Genomic DNA, 16893 nt, shown 5'->3' with positions numbered 1-16893 from the left:
GCCTTCGGTCAGGCCCGCGGGGCGCGTTCGGCGCGGGCTCGGGTCAGGACTTCGGTGACGGGTCCGTGAGATAGCGCTGGAGCGTCGGGGCGACGTGGGCCACGATCTCCTCCGGATCGGCGGAGGCCATCGGCTCGACCTTGATGACGTACCGCAGGATCGCGATCCCGATCATGTGGGAGGCGGCGAGCTCCGCGCGGAACTTCGGCTCCGGTACGTCGAGGTCCGCGGCGATCCGCTCCAGGAGCCGGCGCAGGACGAAGCCGCGCAGCACCTTGGCCGCCGCCTCGTGGGTGAGCGCGGAGCGGATGATCGCGAGGAGCGGGGCGCGGCTGACCGGGTTCTCCCAGACGCCGATGAAGTAGCGGGCGAGCCGCTCGCCGATGCCGTCGAGGGACCCGCCGAGGATCGCGGGGAGGACGACCGCGGGCTCGAAGGAGACCTCGATCGCGGCGGCGAAGACCTCGTCCTTCGTACCGAAGTAGTGGTGCACGAGCGCCGGGTCCACGTCGGCCGCCTTGGCGATGCCGCGCACGGAGGTCTTGTCGTAGCCGCGCTCGGCGAACTGCGCGCGGGCGGCGTCCAGGATCCGTTCCCGGGCGCCGGGCCCGCTCTCCTCCTCGGTACGGGAGGGGCGGCCGCGGCGGCGCGGGGCCGGGGCCGGTTCCGTCATGAGCGGCGCACTCGGGAGGACTTTGCGGCGGAGGCCAGGTGCAGCCGGGTGAAGGCGAGGGCCTCCGCGAGGTCGGCCTCGCGTTCGGCCGCCGACATCGCCCGCCGGGTGTTGACCTCGACGACCACATGGCCGTCGAAGCCGGTGCGCGCCAGCTTCTCCAGGACCTCCGCGCAGGGCTGGTTGCCGCGGCCGGGGACCAGGTGCTCGTCCTTGGCCGAGCCCTTGCCGTCGGCGAGGTGGACATGGCCCAGCCGGTCGCCCATGCGGTCGATCATGGCGAGGGCGTCCGTACGGGCGGTCGCGGTGTGCGACAGGTCGACCGTGAAGTGGCGGTAGTCGTCCTTGGTGACGTCCCACTCGGGGGCGTACGCGAGCATCTCGCGGTCCTTGTACCGCCAGGGGTACATGTTCTCGACGGCGAACCGGACGTCCGTCTCGTCGGCCATCCGCCAGATGCCGTTGACGAAGTCACGGGCGTACTGGCGCTGCCAGCGGAACGGCGGGTGGACGACGACCGTGGAGGCGCCGAGCTTCTCCGCGGCCGCCTGGGCGCGCTGGAGCTTGACCCAGGGATCCGTGGACCAGACGCGCTGCGTGATCAGCAGACAGGGCGCGTGAACGGCGAGGATCGGGACCTGGTGATAGTCCGAGAGGCGGCGCAGGGCCTCGATGTCCTGGCTGACCGGATCGGTCCACACCATGATCTCGACACCGTCGTAACCGAGGCGCGCGGCGATCTCGAAGGCCGTCGCCGTCGACTCCGGATAGACCGAGGCCGTCGACAGGGCGACCTTCGCATCCGGGATGCGCACCACTGGTTCTGCCACGAAGGACAGGGTACGGGGCGGGGCGGTGGCCGGGGAGGTGGTTCCCGTCACCCTCGGTCGCGACGGGGCGCGGGGAGGGCGGGGCACGAGGCGCGGAGGCGGGGCGCGGAGGCGGGACACGAGGGCCCCCACGCGCGCGTGGGGACCGCGTTCCCTCCGGTCCCGCTCCACGCGCGCGTGGAGCAGGCCGGTACTCCCTTCGGTCTACTCCTCCGGCAGGTGGTCCAGGCGGCGCAGGATCACACCCTCGCGCAGCGCCCAGGGGCAGATCTCCAGCTCGTCGACGCCGAAGAGGTCCATCGCGCCCTCGGCCACCAGCGCGCCCGCGAGCAGCTGGGGCGCGCGGCCCACCGACACGCCCGGGAGTCCTGCGCGCTGTTCGGCGCTCATGGCGCTGAGCTTGGGGACCCACTCCTCCAGGGACGCGCGGGTCATGACGCGCCGCAGGTAGAGCCCCCTCTCGGAGCCGGGCGATCCGGCGATCCGGGCGAGCTGCTTGAAGGTCTTGGACGTGGCCACGACATGATCGGGCTTGCCGAAGCGGCTGAATTCTCCGACCGTACGGGCGATCTGGGCGCGCGCGTGGCGGCGCAGCGCCCGGACGTCGGCCGAGTCGGGCGGGTCGCCCGGCAGCCAGCCCGACGTCAGCCGGCCGGCTCCGAGCGGGAGTGAGACCGCCGCGTCCGGCTCCTCGTCGATGCCGTACGCGATCTCCAGCGAGCCGCCGCCGATGTCGAGGAGGAAGAGCTTGCCCGCGGACCAGCCGAACCAGCGGCGCGCGGCCAGGAACGTGAGCCGGGCCTCCTCGTCGCCCGTGAGGACCTGGAGGTCGATCCCCGTCTCCCGCTTCACACGGTCGAGGACGGCGTCGGCGTTGGTCGCCTCGCGCACCGCGGAGGTCGCGAACGGCAGCACCTCCTCGCAGCCCTTGTCCTCGGCGGCCTGCAGCGCGCCCTGGACGGTCGCGATGAGCCGCTCGATCCCACCCGGGGCGATGGCGCCGTGCTCGTCGAGGAGCTCCGCCAGCCGCAGCTCCGCCTTGTGGGAGTGGGCGGGCAGCGGGCGGGCGCCGGGGTGGGCGTCCACCACCAGCAGGTGCACTGTGTTCGAACCGACGTCGAGGACTCCGAGTCTCATGGACGGAACGCTACTGCTCCCACCCGCATACGCTTGTCGTGTGCCAAAGACGAAAAAGGCGAAGCCGGGCAAAGACATCACTGCCAAGGCTCAGAAGACCTCCAAGAAGCAGGGCGGGACCTCCGGCCCGGGCGAACCGGACGAGAAGGGCCTCGACTTTCCGCGCGCCTGGGTCGAGTTTCCGGACCCCGCGGACGACGAGCAGGTCTTCCGTTGCGACCTGACCTGGCTCACCTCGCGCTGGACGTGCATCTTCGGCAGCGGCTGCCAGGGCATCCAGGCCGGCCGCGCCGACGACGGCTGCTGCACGCTCGGCGCGCACTTCTCCGACGAGGACGACGAGAAGCGGGTCGCCTCGCACGTGGACCGGCTCACGCCGGAGCTGTGGCAGTTCCACGACGTCGGCACGGAGTCGGGCTGGACGCAGCTCGACGAGGACGGCGACCGGCAGACCCGCCGCTGGGAGGGGTCCTGCATCTTCCAGAACCGTCCCGGCTTCGCGGGTGGCGCCGGCTGCTCGCTGCACATCCTGGCCCTCAAGGAGGGCAAGGAGCCGCTGGAGACCAAGCCGGACGTCTGCTGGCAGCTGCCGGTGCGCCGGACGTACGAGTGGATCGACCGGCCCGACGACACCCGGGTCCTTCAGGTGTCGATCGGCGAGTACGACCGCCGGGGCTGGGGCCCGGGCGGCCACGACCTGCACTGGTGGTGCACGTCGGCGACCTCGGCGCACGGGGCAGGTGAGCCGGTGTACGTGACGTACCGGCCCGAGCTGACCGAGCTGATGGGCAAGGCGGCGTACGACGTGCTGGTGGAGCTGTGCGAGGCACGGCTGGCCGCCCAGCTGCCGCTGGTAGCTCCCCACCCGGCGGACCCGGCCGGGCCGCAGGCGTAGGCGCCGACCGACAGCCGGGTGGGAGACCTGCCGTGCGGCCAGGCTAGGACGGCGGGGAGTCCGAGCCGCTCGGCGTCCCGGGGTCCGTGGACGTCGGGGGTTCGGTCGTCGGGGTCGGCTCCGTCGTCGGCGGAGGGGTCGTCGGCTCCTCCGTGGTCGGCGGCGGCTCCTCGGTGGTCGGCGGGGGCGTCGTCGGCTCCTCCGTGGCCGGGGGCGGCTCCTCGGTCGTCGGCGGGGGCTCCTCCGTCGTCGGGGGCGGCGGGGTGGTCTTCCCGCGGCCGTCGATCCGTACGACGGCGCCCGAGGGGTTCACCCCGACCCGGGCCGACCACGCCCCCGCCGGCTCGCGCGCGTGGTCCACGGAGATCCGGACCGTCACCGACTCGCCGGGCCGCAGGGTGCCCGAGGCCTGGCTCACGTACAGCCAGGGCGCGTCCGACCACAGCGTCCAGTCGACGGGCGAGCCGCCGGAGGCGGTGAGGGTGAGCAGCGTCGTGCCGCCGTTCCCCTGGGCCGCGACCGTGATCCGGCCGGGGCCGGCCTGACCGGGCAGGGACGGCCCCACCGGCCCGCCGGGGCTGATCACCTCGACCGAGACGTCCGGGGACATGCTGCCCTGGGTGAAGCGCGGATCGGGGGTGGTGCGGGCGTTGCCCGCGTTCTCGTAGTGGTCGTACGGGGAGCCGTCCAGGCCCGCCGGGTCGTCCGCCTCGTGCGCGGTGACCGGGGCACCGGCGCGACCGCCCTCGCCGCCGACGGGGCCGCCGCGGTACGAGGCCCACAGGGCGAGCACCGGGGCCGCGACCACGGCCGCCACGACGGTCGTCGTCACCGCGCGGGCCCGCATCCGGTCGCGGCGGGCCGCGTGGTCCTTGGGGTCCAGGGGGAATCCGGCCGGCCCGAAACGGGGAGCGACGGCACGCGCGCGTGGGACGTGCAGCATCGCCACGTACGCGGACGCCCTCGGCGCCTCGACCAGCGGGAGCCGGCCGGGGGTGGGAGAGGCCGCACCGGGCCACGGGCCGCCCGCGCCCGCCCGCTCGGCGGCCCGGCGGCAGCGCGGGCAGTCGTCGACATGGCGGACGAGCTCGGCGCGCAGGGTCGCGGAGAGCAGCACCTGGTGGTCGCCGGTGAGCCGGGCGACGGTGGGGCAGTTCCCGGTCTCGACGACCGCGAGCGCGGCGCGGGTGCGCTCGACCTCGCAGGCGGCCGAGGAGAGCAGTTCGCGGGCGGCGAGCGCGTCGAGGGAGAGCACGGCGGCCACCTCGCGGTGCCCGAGGCCGTGCCGGACGGCGAGTTCGAGCGCCTCGCGCTGCTCGGGCGTGGTGCCCGCGGCCTCCGGCCAGGCCAGCAGGGCCAGTTCGGCGCGGCGGCGCTCGGCGACCTTCTCGGAGACCCGGGGCGGCTCCGGCTCCTCGACGGCCGGGCGGCCGGTGTGCGCGCCCTGCCGTCTGCGGCGCTGCTCGCCGAGGCTGCGCAGACAGGCCCAGCGCGCGAGCGCGTAGAGCCAGGCCTTGCGTCCGTCCTCGTCGGAGGGACAGCGGCCGCGCCGGCGCTCGGCGACGGCGAGGACGTCGCCGAGGACGGCGGTCGCGGCGTCGTGGTCGCAGAGCACGGAGAGGCAGTAGGTGAACAGACCGTCCAGATACGCCTCGTAGCGGGCGGGCGGGTGCTGACCGAGGGTGCGGGGACCTTCGGCCGCCCGCCGGTGCGCCCGGTGTGCGCCGGTTGTGTGGGTGGGGGGTACCAGCCTGCTGCTCGTCACTTGGCGACCGTAGGCAAGGCAGAGGGGACTCTTCGTACCGGTTGAACACTTTTAATCCTTACGGGTGAAGGTATCCCTCGAAAGGGGACAGGAAGGCGGCGTTCCGCTGCCGCGGGTCCGGCGGGCTCCCGGCCGGGCGCCCGCTGTCAGTGGGGGCCGCTACGGTGTGGCGCATGGCTGCCCGTACGAAATCCGCCAAGGACCGGCCGTCCTACCGCTGCACCGAATGCGGTTGGACGACCGCCAAATGGCTCGGTCGTTGCCCCGAGTGCCAGGCCTGGGGGACGGTCGAGGAGTACGGCGCGCCCGCTGTCCGTACCACCGCCGCCGGCCGCGTCTCCACCGCCGCGCTCCCGATCGGCCAGGTCGACGGCCGGCAGGCCACCGCCCGCTCCACGGGCGTGGACGAGCTGGACCGGGTCCTCGGCGGGGGGCTCGTGCCCGGGGCGGTCGTGCTGCTCGCCGGCGAGCCAGGCGTCGGCAAGTCCACGCTGCTGCTCGACGTCGCCTCGAAGGCCGCGAGCGAGGAACACCGCACGCTGTACGTCACGGGCGAGGAGTCCGCGAGCCAGGTCCGGCTGCGCGCCGACCGGATCAAGGCCCTCAACGACCATCTGTACCTGGCCGCCGAGACCGACCTGTCCGCGGTCCTCGGGCACCTCGACGCCGTGAAGCCGTCACTCCTGATCATGGACTCGGTGCAGACGGTCGCCTCCCCGGAGATCGACGGGGCGCCGGGCGGCATGGCCCAGGTGCGCGAGGTCGCCGGAGCGCTGATCCGGGCCTCCAAGGAGCGCGGTATGTCCACGCTCCTGGTCGGCCATGTCACCAAGGACGGTGCCATCGCCGGACCGCGGCTCCTGGAGCACCTGGTCGACGTCGTCCTGAGCTTCGAGGGCGACCGGCACGCGCGCCTGCGGCTGGTCCGTGGCGTGAAGAACCGGTACGGGGCGACGGACGAGGTCGGCTGCTTCGAGCTGCACGACGAGGGGATCACGGGCCTCGCCGACCCCTCCGGGCTCTTCCTGACCCGGCGCGACGTGGCCGTGCCCGGGACCTGTCTGACGGTCACCCTGGAGGGCCGCAGGCCGCTGGTGGCCGAGGTGCAGGCGCTGACGGTGGACTCGCAGATCCCGTCGCCCCGGCGCACCACCTCGGGCCTGGAGACCTCCCGGGTCTCGATGATGCTGGCCGTCCTGGAGCAGCGCGGCCGGATCAGCGCGCTCGGCAAGCGGGACATCTACTCGGCGACGGTGGGCGGCGTGAAGCTCTCCGAGCCCGCCGCCGACCTGGCGATCGCCCTCGCCCTGGCCTCCGCCGCCAGCGACACGCCGCTCCCGAAGAACCTCGTCGCGATCGGCGAGGTCGGGCTCGCGGGCGAGGTCCGCCGGGTCACGGGCGTGCAGCGGCGCCTGGCCGAGGCGCACCGCCTCGGGTTCACGCACGCGCTGGTCCCCGGGGACCCGGGGAAGGTGCCGGCGGGCATGAAGGTCACGGAGGTGGCGGACATGGGGGACGCGCTGAGAGTGCTGCCCCGCACCCGCAGGCCGGCCGCGGCCCGCGACGAGCAGGGATAGGGACGGAGCGGGGCGGTGCGGGGGCGGCGGGGTCGCCGTCACCGGGCCGAACGGGGGGGCACGCCGGGCCGCGCCGGCCGGCTCGCCGGGCGTCCCGCCAGGCGTCTCGCCGGGGCGGCGGAGGCCACTGTTCCGGGGCCGTGAGCGGCAACGCGGCAGGGTGGCGCGGGAGGGTCGCTCGGGCCGACGAGGGGTGCGCTCCGGCGTGCGGCAGAGGGGCGCGGGGCGGTGTCGCTAGACTTTGCCCTGGTCTCGCCCATCCGTACGAGCCGGAGGAGAGCAGTGGCAGCCAAGGACGGGAACGAAGCGCTGATGCGCGCGGCCCTCAGCGCGGTCGCTCCCGGCACCGCACTGCGCGACGGCCTCGAGCGCGTTCTGCGGGGCAACACCGGCGGTCTGATCGTGCTCGGCATGGACAAGACGGTGGACTCGATGTGCACCGGCGGCTTCGTGCTGGACGTGGAGTTCACCGCGACCCGACTGCGTGAGCTGTGCAAGCTCGACGGCGGGCTCGTCCTCGACAAGGACATCTCCAAGATCCACCGGGCCGGGGTCCAGCTCGTGCCGGACGCCTCCATCCACACCGAGGAGACGGGCACCCGCCACCGCACCGCGGACCGGGTCTCCAAGCAGTGCAACTTCCCGGTGGTCTCCGTCTCGCAGTCGATGCGGCTCATCGCCATCTACGTGAACGGCGAGCGCCGGGTCCTCGAGGAGTCGGCCGCGATCCTCTCCCGCGCCAACCAGGCCCTCGCGACCCTGGAGCGGTACAAGCTCCGGCTCGACGAGGTCGCCGGCACGCTCTCCGCGCTGGAGATCGAGGACCTGGTGACCGTCCGGGACGTCACGGCCGTAGCCCAGCGCCTGGAGATGGTCCGCCGGATCGCCACCGAGATCGCCGAGTACGTCGTCGAGCTCGGCACCGACGGCCGGCTTCTCTCGCTCCAGCTCGACGAGTTGATCGCCGGCGTGGAGCCCGAGCGCGAGCTCGTCATCCGGGACTACGTGCCGGAGCCCACGGCCAAGCGCTCGCGCACGGTCGCGGAGGCGCTGACCGAGCTCGACGCGCTCACCCACGCCGAGCTCCTCGAACTCCCCATCGTGGCACGCGCCCTGGGCTACAGCGGCTCCCCCGAGACCCTCGACTCCGCGGTCTCCCCGCGCGGCTACCGCCTCCTCGCCAAGGTCCCGCGGCTGCCCGGCGCGATCATCGAACGGCTCGTGGAGCACTTCGGCGGTCTGCAGAAGCTGCTCGCGGCCAGCGTCGACGACCTCCAGACCGTCGACGGCGTGGGCGAGGCCCGGGCGCGCAGCGTCCGCGAGGGCCTGTCCCGGCTCGCGGAGTCCTCGATCCTGGAGCGGTACGTCTGAGCAGACGTACGCCTGAGCGGCGGCACGTCCAAGGCCTGGTACGCGGAAGGGGCCGTACGGAGATTCCCGTACGGCCCCTTCCGCATCGCTCATTCAGTCCTTGTCCAGCGTGAACGAGGCCGGAAGCACCTTCACGCCCGGCATCGTCGCCTCCACCAGGTACGTCCCCGGCCCCACCGGGCCCGCCGGGGCGGTGGCGCACTGCGGGGCGCTGCGGGCGCGGTCCCACTCCACGGTGCGGGTGATCGCCGAACCCGCCGGGACCCGGAACAGCACTGCGCCGGCCGGGCGCGGGCAGTCCTGGGAGGACCAGACGTCGTCGTCCTGCTCGTCGCTGATCGTCAGGACCGCGTTCTTGGGCCCGAGATCGGCCTTGCAGTCGGTGGCCGCAGTGTTCTTGGCGACCAGGTGGAAGCGCGGCTTCTCGTCCGGCGCGTACGAGACCTGGGCGCTGCGGAGCGTCAACTGGAGGGATCCGGGGGCGCAGTTCGGCAGCGGGGAATCGGCCGGAACCTGCTGGCCCGCGCTCGCGCCCGCGCCGCCGTCACCGCCCCCGCCGTCGGTGTCGCCGTTCTTGCCGCCGTCCCCGGAGCCGCCGCCCGCGTCGCTACCGCTGCCGCCGTCACCGCCGTCTCCGCCGGAGTTCTCACCGGACTCGCCCGACTCGTCCCGCCCGCCCGGCTGTTCGCTGATCGCGGGACCGGAGCCGGAGGGTCCGGGGGTGATCGAGGGCGCGGGAGAGGCTCCGTTGGCCGAGTCGTCGGGCTTCTTCCCGCCGCCTCCGCCGGAGGTGACGACCCAGACGGCGACCAGTGCCATAAGGGCGATCAGGCACAGCGCGACCGCCCTCCGTCGCCAGTAGATGGAGGAGGGAAGCGGCCCGACCGGATTGCGCAGTGATCCCACGCCACGAACCTTACGAGAGATCGGCCCCAACTCCCGCCCCACCCGCCGCCCCAGGCACCAAGTTTTGCCGATGATCACATCCGGGGTGCACGCCCTTCCCGTAATCCCCCACTTTCGTCAGGGGTGGTGGTGGTCGTTCGCTCCGGGTGCCGGGCACGGGCCGGCGGTTAGCGTCGCCGATCATGAACACGCTCTCGGACGATCTCTATCTCGATGTCACGGACTTCGCCCACTCCACCCCGCACTGGTTCCAGCAGTCGGCCGAGGTGTGGACGGAGGCCGGGCTGCTGCTCTTCGGTGTGCTGTTCGTCGCCGGGTGGTGGCGGGCGAGATCCCGGACGGGCGGTGCGATGGCCCTCGCGCTGCTCGCGCCGCTCGCGACCGCCTTCGGTTACGTGGTGAGCGAGGCGCTCAAGTCGCTGGTGGACGAGGAGCGTCCGTGCCGGGCGGTCGCCGGAGCACCGGCTTCTCTCGTACCGTGCCCGCCGACCGGCGACTGGTCCTTCCCCAGCAACCACGCCGCGATCGCGGGCGCGGCGGCGGTGGCGCTCGCGCTGTCCTGGCGCGGGATCATCTGGCTGACCGTCCCGATGGCGCTGCTCATGGCCTTCTCCCGGGTCTTCGTCGGCGTCCACTACCCGCACGACGTGGCCGTCGGGCTGGTGCTCGGCGGAGCGGTCGCGTTCCTGGTCGTCCGGGCGGCGAACCGGCCCGTCCGGTCGGTGGTGGAGACAGCGCGGTCGAGCCGGAACGGCGCCGTGGTGTGGTGCGCGGGGCGCGGGCCGCGCCCGCGCGCCTCCACGCGCCCCGAGGGCGTGCGCCACGGCGCGTACTGAACGCGCGCCGGACGTGCCAGGATCGGGGGTGCGATGACTTCCACCGATGCCCCCATCCCTGTGTTCGACGCCCCGGCCGTCCCGGCACCCGCCGCCGCACTGCACGGGCCCGTCCTCGCCTGGTTCGACCGGCACGCCCGCGACCTGCCCTGGCGCCGCCCCGAGGCGGGGGCGTGGGGCGTGATGGTCAGCGAGTTCATGCTCCAGCAGACCCCGGTCGTACGGGTCCTGCCGGTGTACGAGCAGTGGCTGGCGCGCTGGCCGCGCCCCGCCGACCTCGCCGCCGACGCGCCCGGCGACGCAGTCCGCGCCTGGGGCCGGCTCGGCTACCCACGGCGCGCGCTGCGGCTGCACGCGGCGGCCGTGGCCATAACGGAGCGGCACGGCGGCGATGTGCCGAGCGACCACGCGGCGCTCCTGGCGCTGCCCGGGATCGGCGAGTACACGGCCGCGGCCGTGGCCTCGTTCGCGTACGGGCAGCGGTACCCGGTCCTGGACACGAACGTCCGCCGGGTGTTCGCCCGGGCGGCGACGGGCGTGCAGTACCCGCCGAACGCCACGACCGCGGCCGAGCGCAGGCTCGCGCGCGAGCTGTTGCCGCAGGACGAGGCGACGGCGGCGCGCTGGGCGGCGGCCTCGATGGAGCTGGGCGCGCTGGTGTGCACGGCGAAGAACGAGGACTGCGGGCGGTGCCCGGTCGCCGACCGGTGCGCGTGGCGGCTGGCCGGGAAGCCGGCCCACGACGGCCCGGCCCGGCGCGGGCAGACGTACGCGGGCACGGACCGGCAGGTACGCGGCCGGCTGCTCGCCGTCCTGCGGGACGCCCCGGGCCCGGTGCCGCAGGCCGCCCTGGACGCGGTCTGGGACGAACCGGTCCAGCGCGCCCGCGCGCTGGACGGCCTGGTCGCGGACGGCCTGGTGGAACCCCTGGAGAACGCGGAGTACCGCCTCCCCCAGTCCTGACGGCCTCCAGCGGTTGCCGGGGCCCGGCCATGGCACCGGGCACCGGCCCCGGCACCGGCACGGTCACCGGGCACCGGGCCCCCGCAGGACACCGCCCCCCGTAACGGACAGACCACGCCCCCCGTGACCGGCCCGTCCCTATACCCACTCCCGACCCCTGTTACACAACCGATGGGCAGCCGTGTGGCTGTCGACGGCTGGCTCGCACAGCCTCGTGACAAGCGCTCCGTAGCGTCATCGACGTCAAGCAAACGAGCTGGTCACGGGGATGGAGGCGGTCGGTATGTCGCACGGCGAGGTGCTCGACTTCGAGGAGTACGTACGGACGCGGCAGGACGCGCTGCTGCGCAGTGCCCGTCGGCTCGTCCCCGACCCCGTCGACGCCCAGGACCTGCTCCAGACCGCCCTGGTCCGCACCTTCGGCCGCTGGGACGGCATCGCCGACAAGTCCCTCGCCGACGCGTACCTCCGGCGCGTGATGATCAACACGCGTACCGAGTGGTGGCGCGCCCGCAAGCTCGACGAGGTGCCCACCGAGCAGCTGCCCGACGCGTCCGTCGACGACGCCACCGAGCAGCACGCCGACCGCGCGCTCCTCATGGACATCCTCAAGGTCCTCGCCCCGAAGCAGCGGAGCGTCGTCGTCCTGCGGCACTGGGAGCAGATGAGCACCGAGGAGACCGCGGCCGCGCTCGGCATGTCGACCGGTACGGTGAAGTCCACGCTCCACCGCGCACTGGCCCGACTGCGGCAGGAACTGGAGAGCCGCGGCGTCGAGGACGCCCGCGCTCTGGAGCGGTCGACCGCACGACGTGACGAACGGGGGCAGGACCGGTGCGCGGCCTAGGCGCCAGATACGACGGCGACGACGGGCCCGGCGGCCCGCGCCGCCGGACCCTCAAGGCGGTGAGCATCACGGCGGTGGCCGTGCTCGCCGCCGTCGGCCTGTTCGTGACCGCCTGCTCCACGGGCGGTACGGGCTCCCGGGACGAAGGCGCGGCCCGCGCCGACGAGGTGGGTTCGGCGGCCCCCGCGCCGACTCCCTCCGGCTCCGCCTCCGCCGGGCAGATGCCGGCCCAGCGGGTCGACCCGATCGCGCTGATCAAGGGCGACCCGAAGATCGGGGAGCGTCTGAAGGCGGATCTCAAGCCCTGCGTCGCGGACGCCTATCCGGTCGACACCTCCTACGGGAACCTGACCGGCGGCCCCTCGCCCGATGTCGTCGTCAACGTGATGACCTGCGGTGACGCCGTCGGTATCGGCACGTACGTGTACCGCGAGGAGGGCGACGGCTACAAGAACGTCTTCATGGCCGAGGACGCGGCGGTGTACGCCACCATCGACCGGGGCGATCTGGTCGTGACGAAGCAGGTGTACGCCAAGGGCGACCCGGTGGCTTATCCGTCGGGCGAGGACGTGATCACGTACCGCTGGGCGGGGAGCAAGTTCTCCCAGCACGACTGGGTGCACAACGACTACAGCCGCGCGGTCGGCGACGGCGGCATCGACGGCGCCGCGACGGTCGAGCCGAGCGGCAGCTGAACGGAAGGAAAGGGAAGGCGCGCGATGGCCGAGACCCATGTGCTGTTCGTCGAGGACGACGACGTCATCCGCGAGGCCACCCAGCTCGCTCTGGAGCGGGACGGCTTCGCGGTGACCGCGATGCCCGACGGACTGTCGGGCCTTGAGGCGTTCCGGGCGGACCGGCCCGACATCGCGCTGCTCGACGTGATGCTGCCGGGGATGGACGGGGTGAGTCTGTGCCGCCGCATCCGTGACGAGTCGACCGTGCCCGTGATCATGCTCTCCGCGCGCGCCGACTCCATCGATGTCGTCCTCGGCCTGGAGGCCGGAGCCGACGACTATGTGACCAAGCCCTTCGACGGTTCCGTGCTCGTGGCCCGGATCCGGGCCGTGCTGCGCCGCTTCGGCCACGCCGGCGGCCCGGCCCCCGGCGACCCGGGGGCGGACGGGACGCCCGAGGGCGGCCTGCTGGTCTTCGGCGACCTGGAGGTCGACACCGAGGGCATGGAGGTCCGCAAGGGCGGCGCACCGGTGGGCCTGACCCCGACCGAGATGCGGCTGCTGCTGGAGTTCTCGTCCGCGCCGGGCACGGTCCTGTCGCGGGACAAGCTCCTGGAGCGGGTCTGGGACTACGGCTGGGGTGGCGACACCCGGGTCGTGGACGTCCATGTCCAGCGACTGCGCACGAAGATCGGCCAGGACCGGATCGAGACGGTCCGCGGCTTCGGCTACAAGCTCAAGGGATGACCACGCCTGATGCCTGAGAAGCAGGTGCGCAGGTGAAGCCGCCCGCCCTCCGTACCGGCGTCCGCTGGAAGATCGCCGTCGCCATCGCGGCCGTCGGCGCCCTCATCGCGGTCACGCTCAGCCTGGTCGTGCACAACTCGGCGCGCGTCTCGATGCTCGACAACGCGCGCGAGGTGCAGATGGAGCGGCTCCTCTTCGCGCAGCGGATGTACGAGAGCTCCAAGCCGAAGGAGCCGCGGTTCGGCACCAAGCTCAACGACCCGATGCTGCCGCCCCAGCTCGACCAGCTGATGCGGGACAAGCGCCGCGGTACGTACGTGCAGGAGCACCGCCACGGCGGTCCGCCGGACGTCTGGGCGGCCGTGCCGCTGGCCAACGGCGACGTGCTGTCCCTGCACATCCCGTTCGCCGACCGCAGCGCGACGATCATGAAGGATCTCGACCGGGCGCTGATCATCGGCTCGGTCTCGGTGGTCATGGGCGGCTGCGCGCTCGGTGTGCTCATCGGCGGCCAGCTGTCGCGCCGGCTGCGGAAGGCCGCCGCGGCGGCCGGCCGGGTCGCGCAGGGCAACACGGAGGTACGGGTACGGGACGCCATCGGCGGAGTCGTACGCGACGAGACCGACGATCTGGCCCGCGCGGTGGACGCCCTGACCGACGCCCTCCACGAGCGCATCGAGGCCGAGCGCCGGGTCACCGCCGACATCGCGCACGAGCTGCGCACCCCGGTGACCGGTCTGCTCACGGCGGCGGAGCTGCTGCCGCCCGGGCGCCCCACCGAGCTCGTACGGGACCGGGCGCAGGCCATGCGGACGCTGGTCGAGGACGTCCTCGAGGTCGCGCGGCTCGACAGCGCGTCGGAGCGGGCCGAGCTCCAGGAGATCGCGCTCGGGGAGTTCGTGGAGCGGCGGGTGCGGGTGCTCGACCCCGAGGCCGTGGTGCACGTGGTCCACGAGTCCTGGGTGAGCACCGACCCGCGGCGCCTGGAGCGGATCCTCGGCAACCTGCTGGCGAACGCGGCCAAGCACGGCAAGCCGCAGGTCGAGGTGACGGTCGAGGGCCGGGTGGTACGCGTACGGGACCACGGGCCGGGCTTCCCCGAGGCGCTGCTCCGCGAGGGCCCGAGCCGCTTCCGTACCGGGGCGAGCGACCGGGCGGGGCAGGGGCACGGGCTGGGTCTGACGATCGCGGCGGGGCAGGCCCGGGTCCTCGGGGCCCGGCTGACGTTCCGTAACGCCGCTCCCGAGGGCACACCGCAGGGGGCGGGCGGCGCGATCGCGGTCCTCTGGCTGCCGGACCACGCGCCGACGAACACGGGCAGCTTCCCGATCATCACGTTCGCGGACTGAGGTACGGGTCGCACGAGGGCCCGTGCGACGCGAGGGCCCCGGCACACCGAGTGTGCCGGGGCCCTTTTCTCGTACGGGAGGGGTCAGACGGTCTCCGCGACCTTCGGCGCCTCGTCCGTGCCCTGCGGCGCCTTCTCCGGTCCGGCGCCGCGCAGCGCGACCTCCTTGACCAGGAAGGCGAGGGCGAAGCCGAGGACCGCGACCGCCGCGCCGACCAGGAAGGCGGAGTGGGTGCCCGCGGCCACCGCGTGCTGGTACGCCTCGCGCAGCGCTTCCGGCAGCTTCGCCAGCGAGGCCGCGTCGAGCTGGGCGGACTGCTGGGTCAGCTCCGAGCCGCCGCGCTCCGCCATCTCGTCCTGGACGCGGCTCGTGAAGAGCGCGCCCATGATCGCGACACCGAAGGAGGAGCCGAGGGTACGGAAGAGGGTCGTCGAGCTGGAGGCGACGCCCATGTCCTTCATCTCGACGCTGTTCTGCGCGACGAGCATCGTGATCTGCATCAGGAAGCCCATGCCGGCGCCGAGGAGTGCCATCCAGACCCCGGAGACGAGTCGCGAGGTGCCGGTGTCCATCGTGGAGAGCAGGAAGAGGCCGATCATCATCAGCGCGCCGCCGACGATGGGGAAGATCTTGTACTTGCCGGTGCTGGTGGTGAAGCGGCCGACGAGCAGCGAGACGGCCATCATCGCCAGGAGCATCGGCAGGAGCAGCAGGCCGGAGTTGGTGGCCGAGGCGCCCTGGACGGACTGCTGGAAGATCGGCAGGTAGAGGACCGCACCGAACATCACGAAGCCGGTGATGAAGCCGATCAGCGACATGACCGTGAAGTTGCGGCTGCGGAAGATGTGCAGCGGCATGATCGGGTCGCTCGCCCGCGTCTCGACGTACAGGAAGGCGGCGAGCGCGGCGGCGCCGCCGACCGCGAGGCCGACGATGGTCGCCGAGCCCCAGGCGTACTCCGTGCCGCCCCAGGTGGTGACGAGGACGATCGCGGTGATGCCGACGGTCAGGAGACCGGCGCCGAGGAAGTCGATCCGGGTGCCGGTGGCGCGCTTCTTCTTCGGCAGGTGCAGGACGGTGGTGACCATGGCGAGGGCGACGGCGCCGAGCGGCAGGTTGATGTAGAAGGACCAGCGCCAGCCCCAGTGGTCGGTGATGGTGCCGCCGACGAGCGGGCCGCCGATCATGGCGAGGGCCATCACGCCGGCCATCATGCCTTGGTACTTGCCGCGCTCGCGGGGCGGGATGAGGTCGCCGATGATGGCCATGACGCCGACCATGAGGCCGCCGGCGCCGAGGCCCTGGATCGTGCGGAAGCCGATGAGCTGGCCCATGTCCTGGGCCATGCCGCTGAGCGCCGAGCCGATCAGGAAGATCACGATCGAGGTGAGGAAGACGCCCTTGCGGCCGAACATGTCGCCGAGCTTGCCCCAGATCGGGGTGGAGGCGGCGGTGGCCAGGGTGTAGGCGGTGACGACCCAGGAGAGGTGCTCCAGGCCGCCGAGCTCGCCGACGATCGTGGGCATGGCGGTGCCGATGATCATGTTGTCCAGCATCGCGAGCAACATCGCGATCATGAGGGCGAGGAGCACCACGCGGACACTGCGCGGCGGCGGCTCGGTCACCTCGCTCGGAGGGGTGGTGGTCGACTGCGCAGCCATGTCATTCCCTTACTTGCCGCCCGGCTAGTTATTACACTGGGGACGGTAGACGTGTAACTTGCCGGTCGTCAAGTAAGTTTTGTGGAAAGTGGAGAGCAGCCATGGCCCGAGGCAACACCCGCCAGCGCATCCAGGACGTGGCCCTGGAGCTCTTCGCCGCACAGGGCTACGAGAAGACCTCGCTGCGCGAGATCGCCGAGCACCTCGACGTCACCAAGGCCGCGCTGTACTACCACTTCAAGACCAAGGAAGACATCATCATCGGCATCTTCCAGGACCTCACGCGGCCCATGGACGAGCTGATCGCATGGGCGGGGGAGCAGCCGCGGACGCTGGAGGTCAAGGAGGACATCCTGCGCCGCTACCAGGAGGCCCTGGTCGGCGCGGCCCCGCTGTTCCGCTTCATGCAGGAGAACCAGGCGGCCGTCCGCGAGCTGAGCATCGGCATGACCTTCAAGGAGCGGCTGCTCGAACTGAGCGGCCTGATCCAGGAGCCGGACTTCGCCGTCATCGACCGCGTGCGCTGCGTGAGCGCGATCTTCGCCCTGCACTCGGGGATGTTCTTCATGGACAACGTCGAGGGCGACCCCGAGGAGAAGCGTGAAGCCGTCCTCGAGGTCGCCCTCGATCTGATCACCCAGGCGCACAGCGCGCGGTGA

The 16893-nt window shown here is 72.8% G+C and carries 16 protein-coding genes; 10 read left to right on the top strand and 6 right to left on the bottom strand.

The features are described from left to right. Window positions 1-43 precede the first annotated feature (43 nt). The 3 genes from ACZ3OF_RS29770 to ACZ3OF_RS29760 form a co-directional block, all read right to left on the bottom strand. Entirely contained in the window at window positions 44-673 is a 630-nt protein-coding gene (locus tag ACZ3OF_RS29770) for a TetR/AcrR family transcriptional regulator (RefSeq protein ID WP_361676811.1), read from the bottom strand. Next, window positions 670-1503: a sugar phosphate isomerase/epimerase family protein gene (locus tag ACZ3OF_RS29765; protein WP_361676812.1), complete on the bottom strand. Its 834-nt coding sequence runs from the start codon at window positions 1501-1503 to the stop codon at window positions 670-672. Before ACZ3OF_RS29765 ends, ACZ3OF_RS29770 begins: the two co-directional genes overlap by 4 nt. A gap of 204 nt (window positions 1504-1707) precedes the next feature. Beyond that, the gene (locus ACZ3OF_RS29760) at window positions 1708-2640 is read right to left on the bottom strand and encodes a Ppx/GppA family phosphatase (protein WP_361676815.1); all 933 of its coding nucleotides are present in this window, start codon (window positions 2638-2640) and stop codon (window positions 1708-1710) included. Window positions 2641-2680: 40 nt separating this feature from the next. Between ACZ3OF_RS29760 and ACZ3OF_RS29755 the strand changes: the two genes are divergently transcribed. Beyond that, complete coding sequence (locus ACZ3OF_RS29755; RefSeq protein ID WP_361676818.1) at window positions 2681-3535, top strand: DUF3109 family protein; 855 nt, start codon at window positions 2681-2683, stop codon at window positions 3533-3535. 43 nt (window positions 3536-3578) lie between these two features. Here ACZ3OF_RS29755 and ACZ3OF_RS29750 read toward each other — a convergent pair whose 3' ends face one another. Beyond that, window positions 3579-5300 carry a BACON domain-containing protein gene (locus tag ACZ3OF_RS29750; RefSeq protein ID WP_467307822.1) on the bottom strand — a complete coding sequence of 574 codons (1722 nt, stop codon included), beginning with the start codon at window positions 5298-5300 and terminating at the stop codon, window positions 3579-3581. A gap of 173 nt (window positions 5301-5473) precedes the next feature. Between ACZ3OF_RS29750 and radA the strand changes: the two genes are divergently transcribed. Together radA and disA are read left to right on the top strand one after the other, a co-directional pair. After that, window positions 5474-6877, top strand: coding sequence for a DNA repair protein RadA (gene radA, locus ACZ3OF_RS29745; RefSeq protein ID WP_361442390.1), 1404 nt, complete (start codon window positions 5474-5476; stop codon window positions 6875-6877). A gap of 312 nt (window positions 6878-7189) precedes the next feature. Beyond that, the gene (disA, locus tag ACZ3OF_RS29740) at window positions 7190-8248 is read left to right on the top strand and encodes a DNA integrity scanning diadenylate cyclase DisA (protein WP_329125588.1); all 1059 of its coding nucleotides are present in this window, start codon (window positions 7190-7192) and stop codon (window positions 8246-8248) included. 93 nt (window positions 8249-8341) lie between these two features. On the opposite strand, the gene ACZ3OF_RS29735 is transcribed toward disA, so the two are convergent. Next, the gene (locus ACZ3OF_RS29735) at window positions 8342-9154 is read right to left on the bottom strand and encodes a hypothetical protein (RefSeq protein WP_361676827.1); all 813 of its coding nucleotides are present in this window, start codon (window positions 9152-9154) and stop codon (window positions 8342-8344) included. A 182-nt stretch (window positions 9155-9336) separates the two neighbouring features. Here ACZ3OF_RS29735 and ACZ3OF_RS29730 point away from each other — a divergent pair, with 182 nt between their 5' ends. The 6 genes from ACZ3OF_RS29730 to cseC all read left to right on the top strand — a co-directional run bounded on the left by ACZ3OF_RS29730 (window position 9337) and on the right by cseC (window position 14573). After that, window positions 9337-9990: a phosphatase PAP2 family protein gene (locus tag ACZ3OF_RS29730; protein ID WP_361676828.1), complete on the top strand. Its 654-nt coding sequence runs from the start codon at window positions 9337-9339 to the stop codon at window positions 9988-9990. Between the two features lie 33 nt (window positions 9991-10023). Then, window positions 10024-10953, top strand: a complete 930-nt coding sequence (locus ACZ3OF_RS29725; protein ID WP_361676831.1) for an HhH-GPD family protein — start codon at window positions 10024-10026, stop codon at window positions 10951-10953. Window positions 10954-11236: 283 nt separating this feature from the next. After that, on the top strand, window positions 11237-11800 hold the full coding sequence (locus tag ACZ3OF_RS29720) for a SigE family RNA polymerase sigma factor (RefSeq protein WP_361676834.1): 564 nt from the start codon (window positions 11237-11239) through the stop codon (window positions 11798-11800). Beyond that, the gene (locus tag ACZ3OF_RS29715; RefSeq protein ID WP_467307819.1) at window positions 11788-12495 is read left to right on the top strand and encodes a hypothetical protein; all 708 of its coding nucleotides are present in this window, start codon (window positions 11788-11790) and stop codon (window positions 12493-12495) included. The genes ACZ3OF_RS29720 and ACZ3OF_RS29715 overlap by 13 nt, the downstream gene beginning before the upstream one ends. A 24-nt stretch (window positions 12496-12519) precedes the next feature. Beyond that, the gene (gene cseB, locus ACZ3OF_RS29710) at window positions 12520-13224 is read left to right on the top strand and encodes a two-component system response regulator CseB (RefSeq protein ID WP_361676840.1); all 705 of its coding nucleotides are present in this window, start codon (window positions 12520-12522) and stop codon (window positions 13222-13224) included. A 32-nt stretch (window positions 13225-13256) separates the two neighbouring features. After that, the gene (gene cseC, locus ACZ3OF_RS29705; protein ID WP_361676843.1) at window positions 13257-14573 is read left to right on the top strand and encodes a two-component system sensor histidine kinase CseC; all 1317 of its coding nucleotides are present in this window, start codon (window positions 13257-13259) and stop codon (window positions 14571-14573) included. An 83-nt stretch (window positions 14574-14656) separates the two neighbouring features. Here the strand turns inward: cseC and ACZ3OF_RS29700 are convergent, their stop codons facing one another. Continuing rightward, window positions 14657-16234, bottom strand: coding sequence for an MDR family MFS transporter (locus ACZ3OF_RS29700; protein ID WP_361676846.1), 1578 nt, complete (start codon window positions 16232-16234; stop codon window positions 14657-14659). Window positions 16235-16335: 101 nt separating this feature from the next. On the opposite strand from ACZ3OF_RS29700, the gene ACZ3OF_RS29695 reads away from it, so the two are divergent. Then, window positions 16336-16893: a TetR/AcrR family transcriptional regulator gene (locus tag ACZ3OF_RS29695; RefSeq protein WP_361676849.1), complete on the top strand. Its 558-nt coding sequence runs from the start codon at window positions 16336-16338 to the stop codon at window positions 16891-16893.

This window comes from Streptomyces sp. NPDC022552, assembly GCF_055561875.1.
Note: the sequence above shows the minus strand (reverse complement) of the source record. Positions and strands in the feature narration are given on the sequence as shown.

What these genes read in the sequence shown, in the direction of transcription:
- ACZ3OF_RS29770 (WP_361676811.1), bottom strand. Translation starts at nt 673, where the DNA reads ATGACGGAACCGGCCCCGGCCCCGCGCCGCCGCGGCCGCCCCTCCCGT.
- ACZ3OF_RS29760 (WP_361676815.1), bottom strand. Translation starts at nt 2,640, where the DNA reads ATGAGACTCGGAGTCCTCGACGTCGGTTCGAACACAGTGCACCTGCTG.
- radA (WP_361442390.1), top strand. Translation starts at nt 5,474, where the DNA reads ATGGCTGCCCGTACGAAATCCGCCAAGGACCGGCCGTCCTACCGCTGC.
- disA (WP_329125588.1), top strand. Translation starts at nt 7,190, where the DNA reads ATGCGCGCGGCCCTCAGCGCGGTCGCTCCCGGCACCGCACTGCGCGAC.
- ACZ3OF_RS29730 (WP_361676828.1), top strand. Translation starts at nt 9,337, where the DNA reads ATGAACACGCTCTCGGACGATCTCTATCTCGATGTCACGGACTTCGCC.
- ACZ3OF_RS29725 (WP_361676831.1), top strand. Translation starts at nt 10,024, where the DNA reads ATGACTTCCACCGATGCCCCCATCCCTGTGTTCGACGCCCCGGCCGTC.
- ACZ3OF_RS29720 (WP_361676834.1), top strand. Translation starts at nt 11,237, where the DNA reads ATGTCGCACGGCGAGGTGCTCGACTTCGAGGAGTACGTACGGACGCGG.
- cseB (WP_361676840.1), top strand. Translation starts at nt 12,520, where the DNA reads ATGGCCGAGACCCATGTGCTGTTCGTCGAGGACGACGACGTCATCCGC.
- ACZ3OF_RS29700 (WP_361676846.1), bottom strand. Translation starts at nt 16,234, where the DNA reads ATGGCTGCGCAGTCGACCACCACCCCTCCGAGCGAGGTGACCGAGCCG.
- ACZ3OF_RS29695 (WP_361676849.1), top strand. Translation starts at nt 16,336, where the DNA reads ATGGCCCGAGGCAACACCCGCCAGCGCATCCAGGACGTGGCCCTGGAG.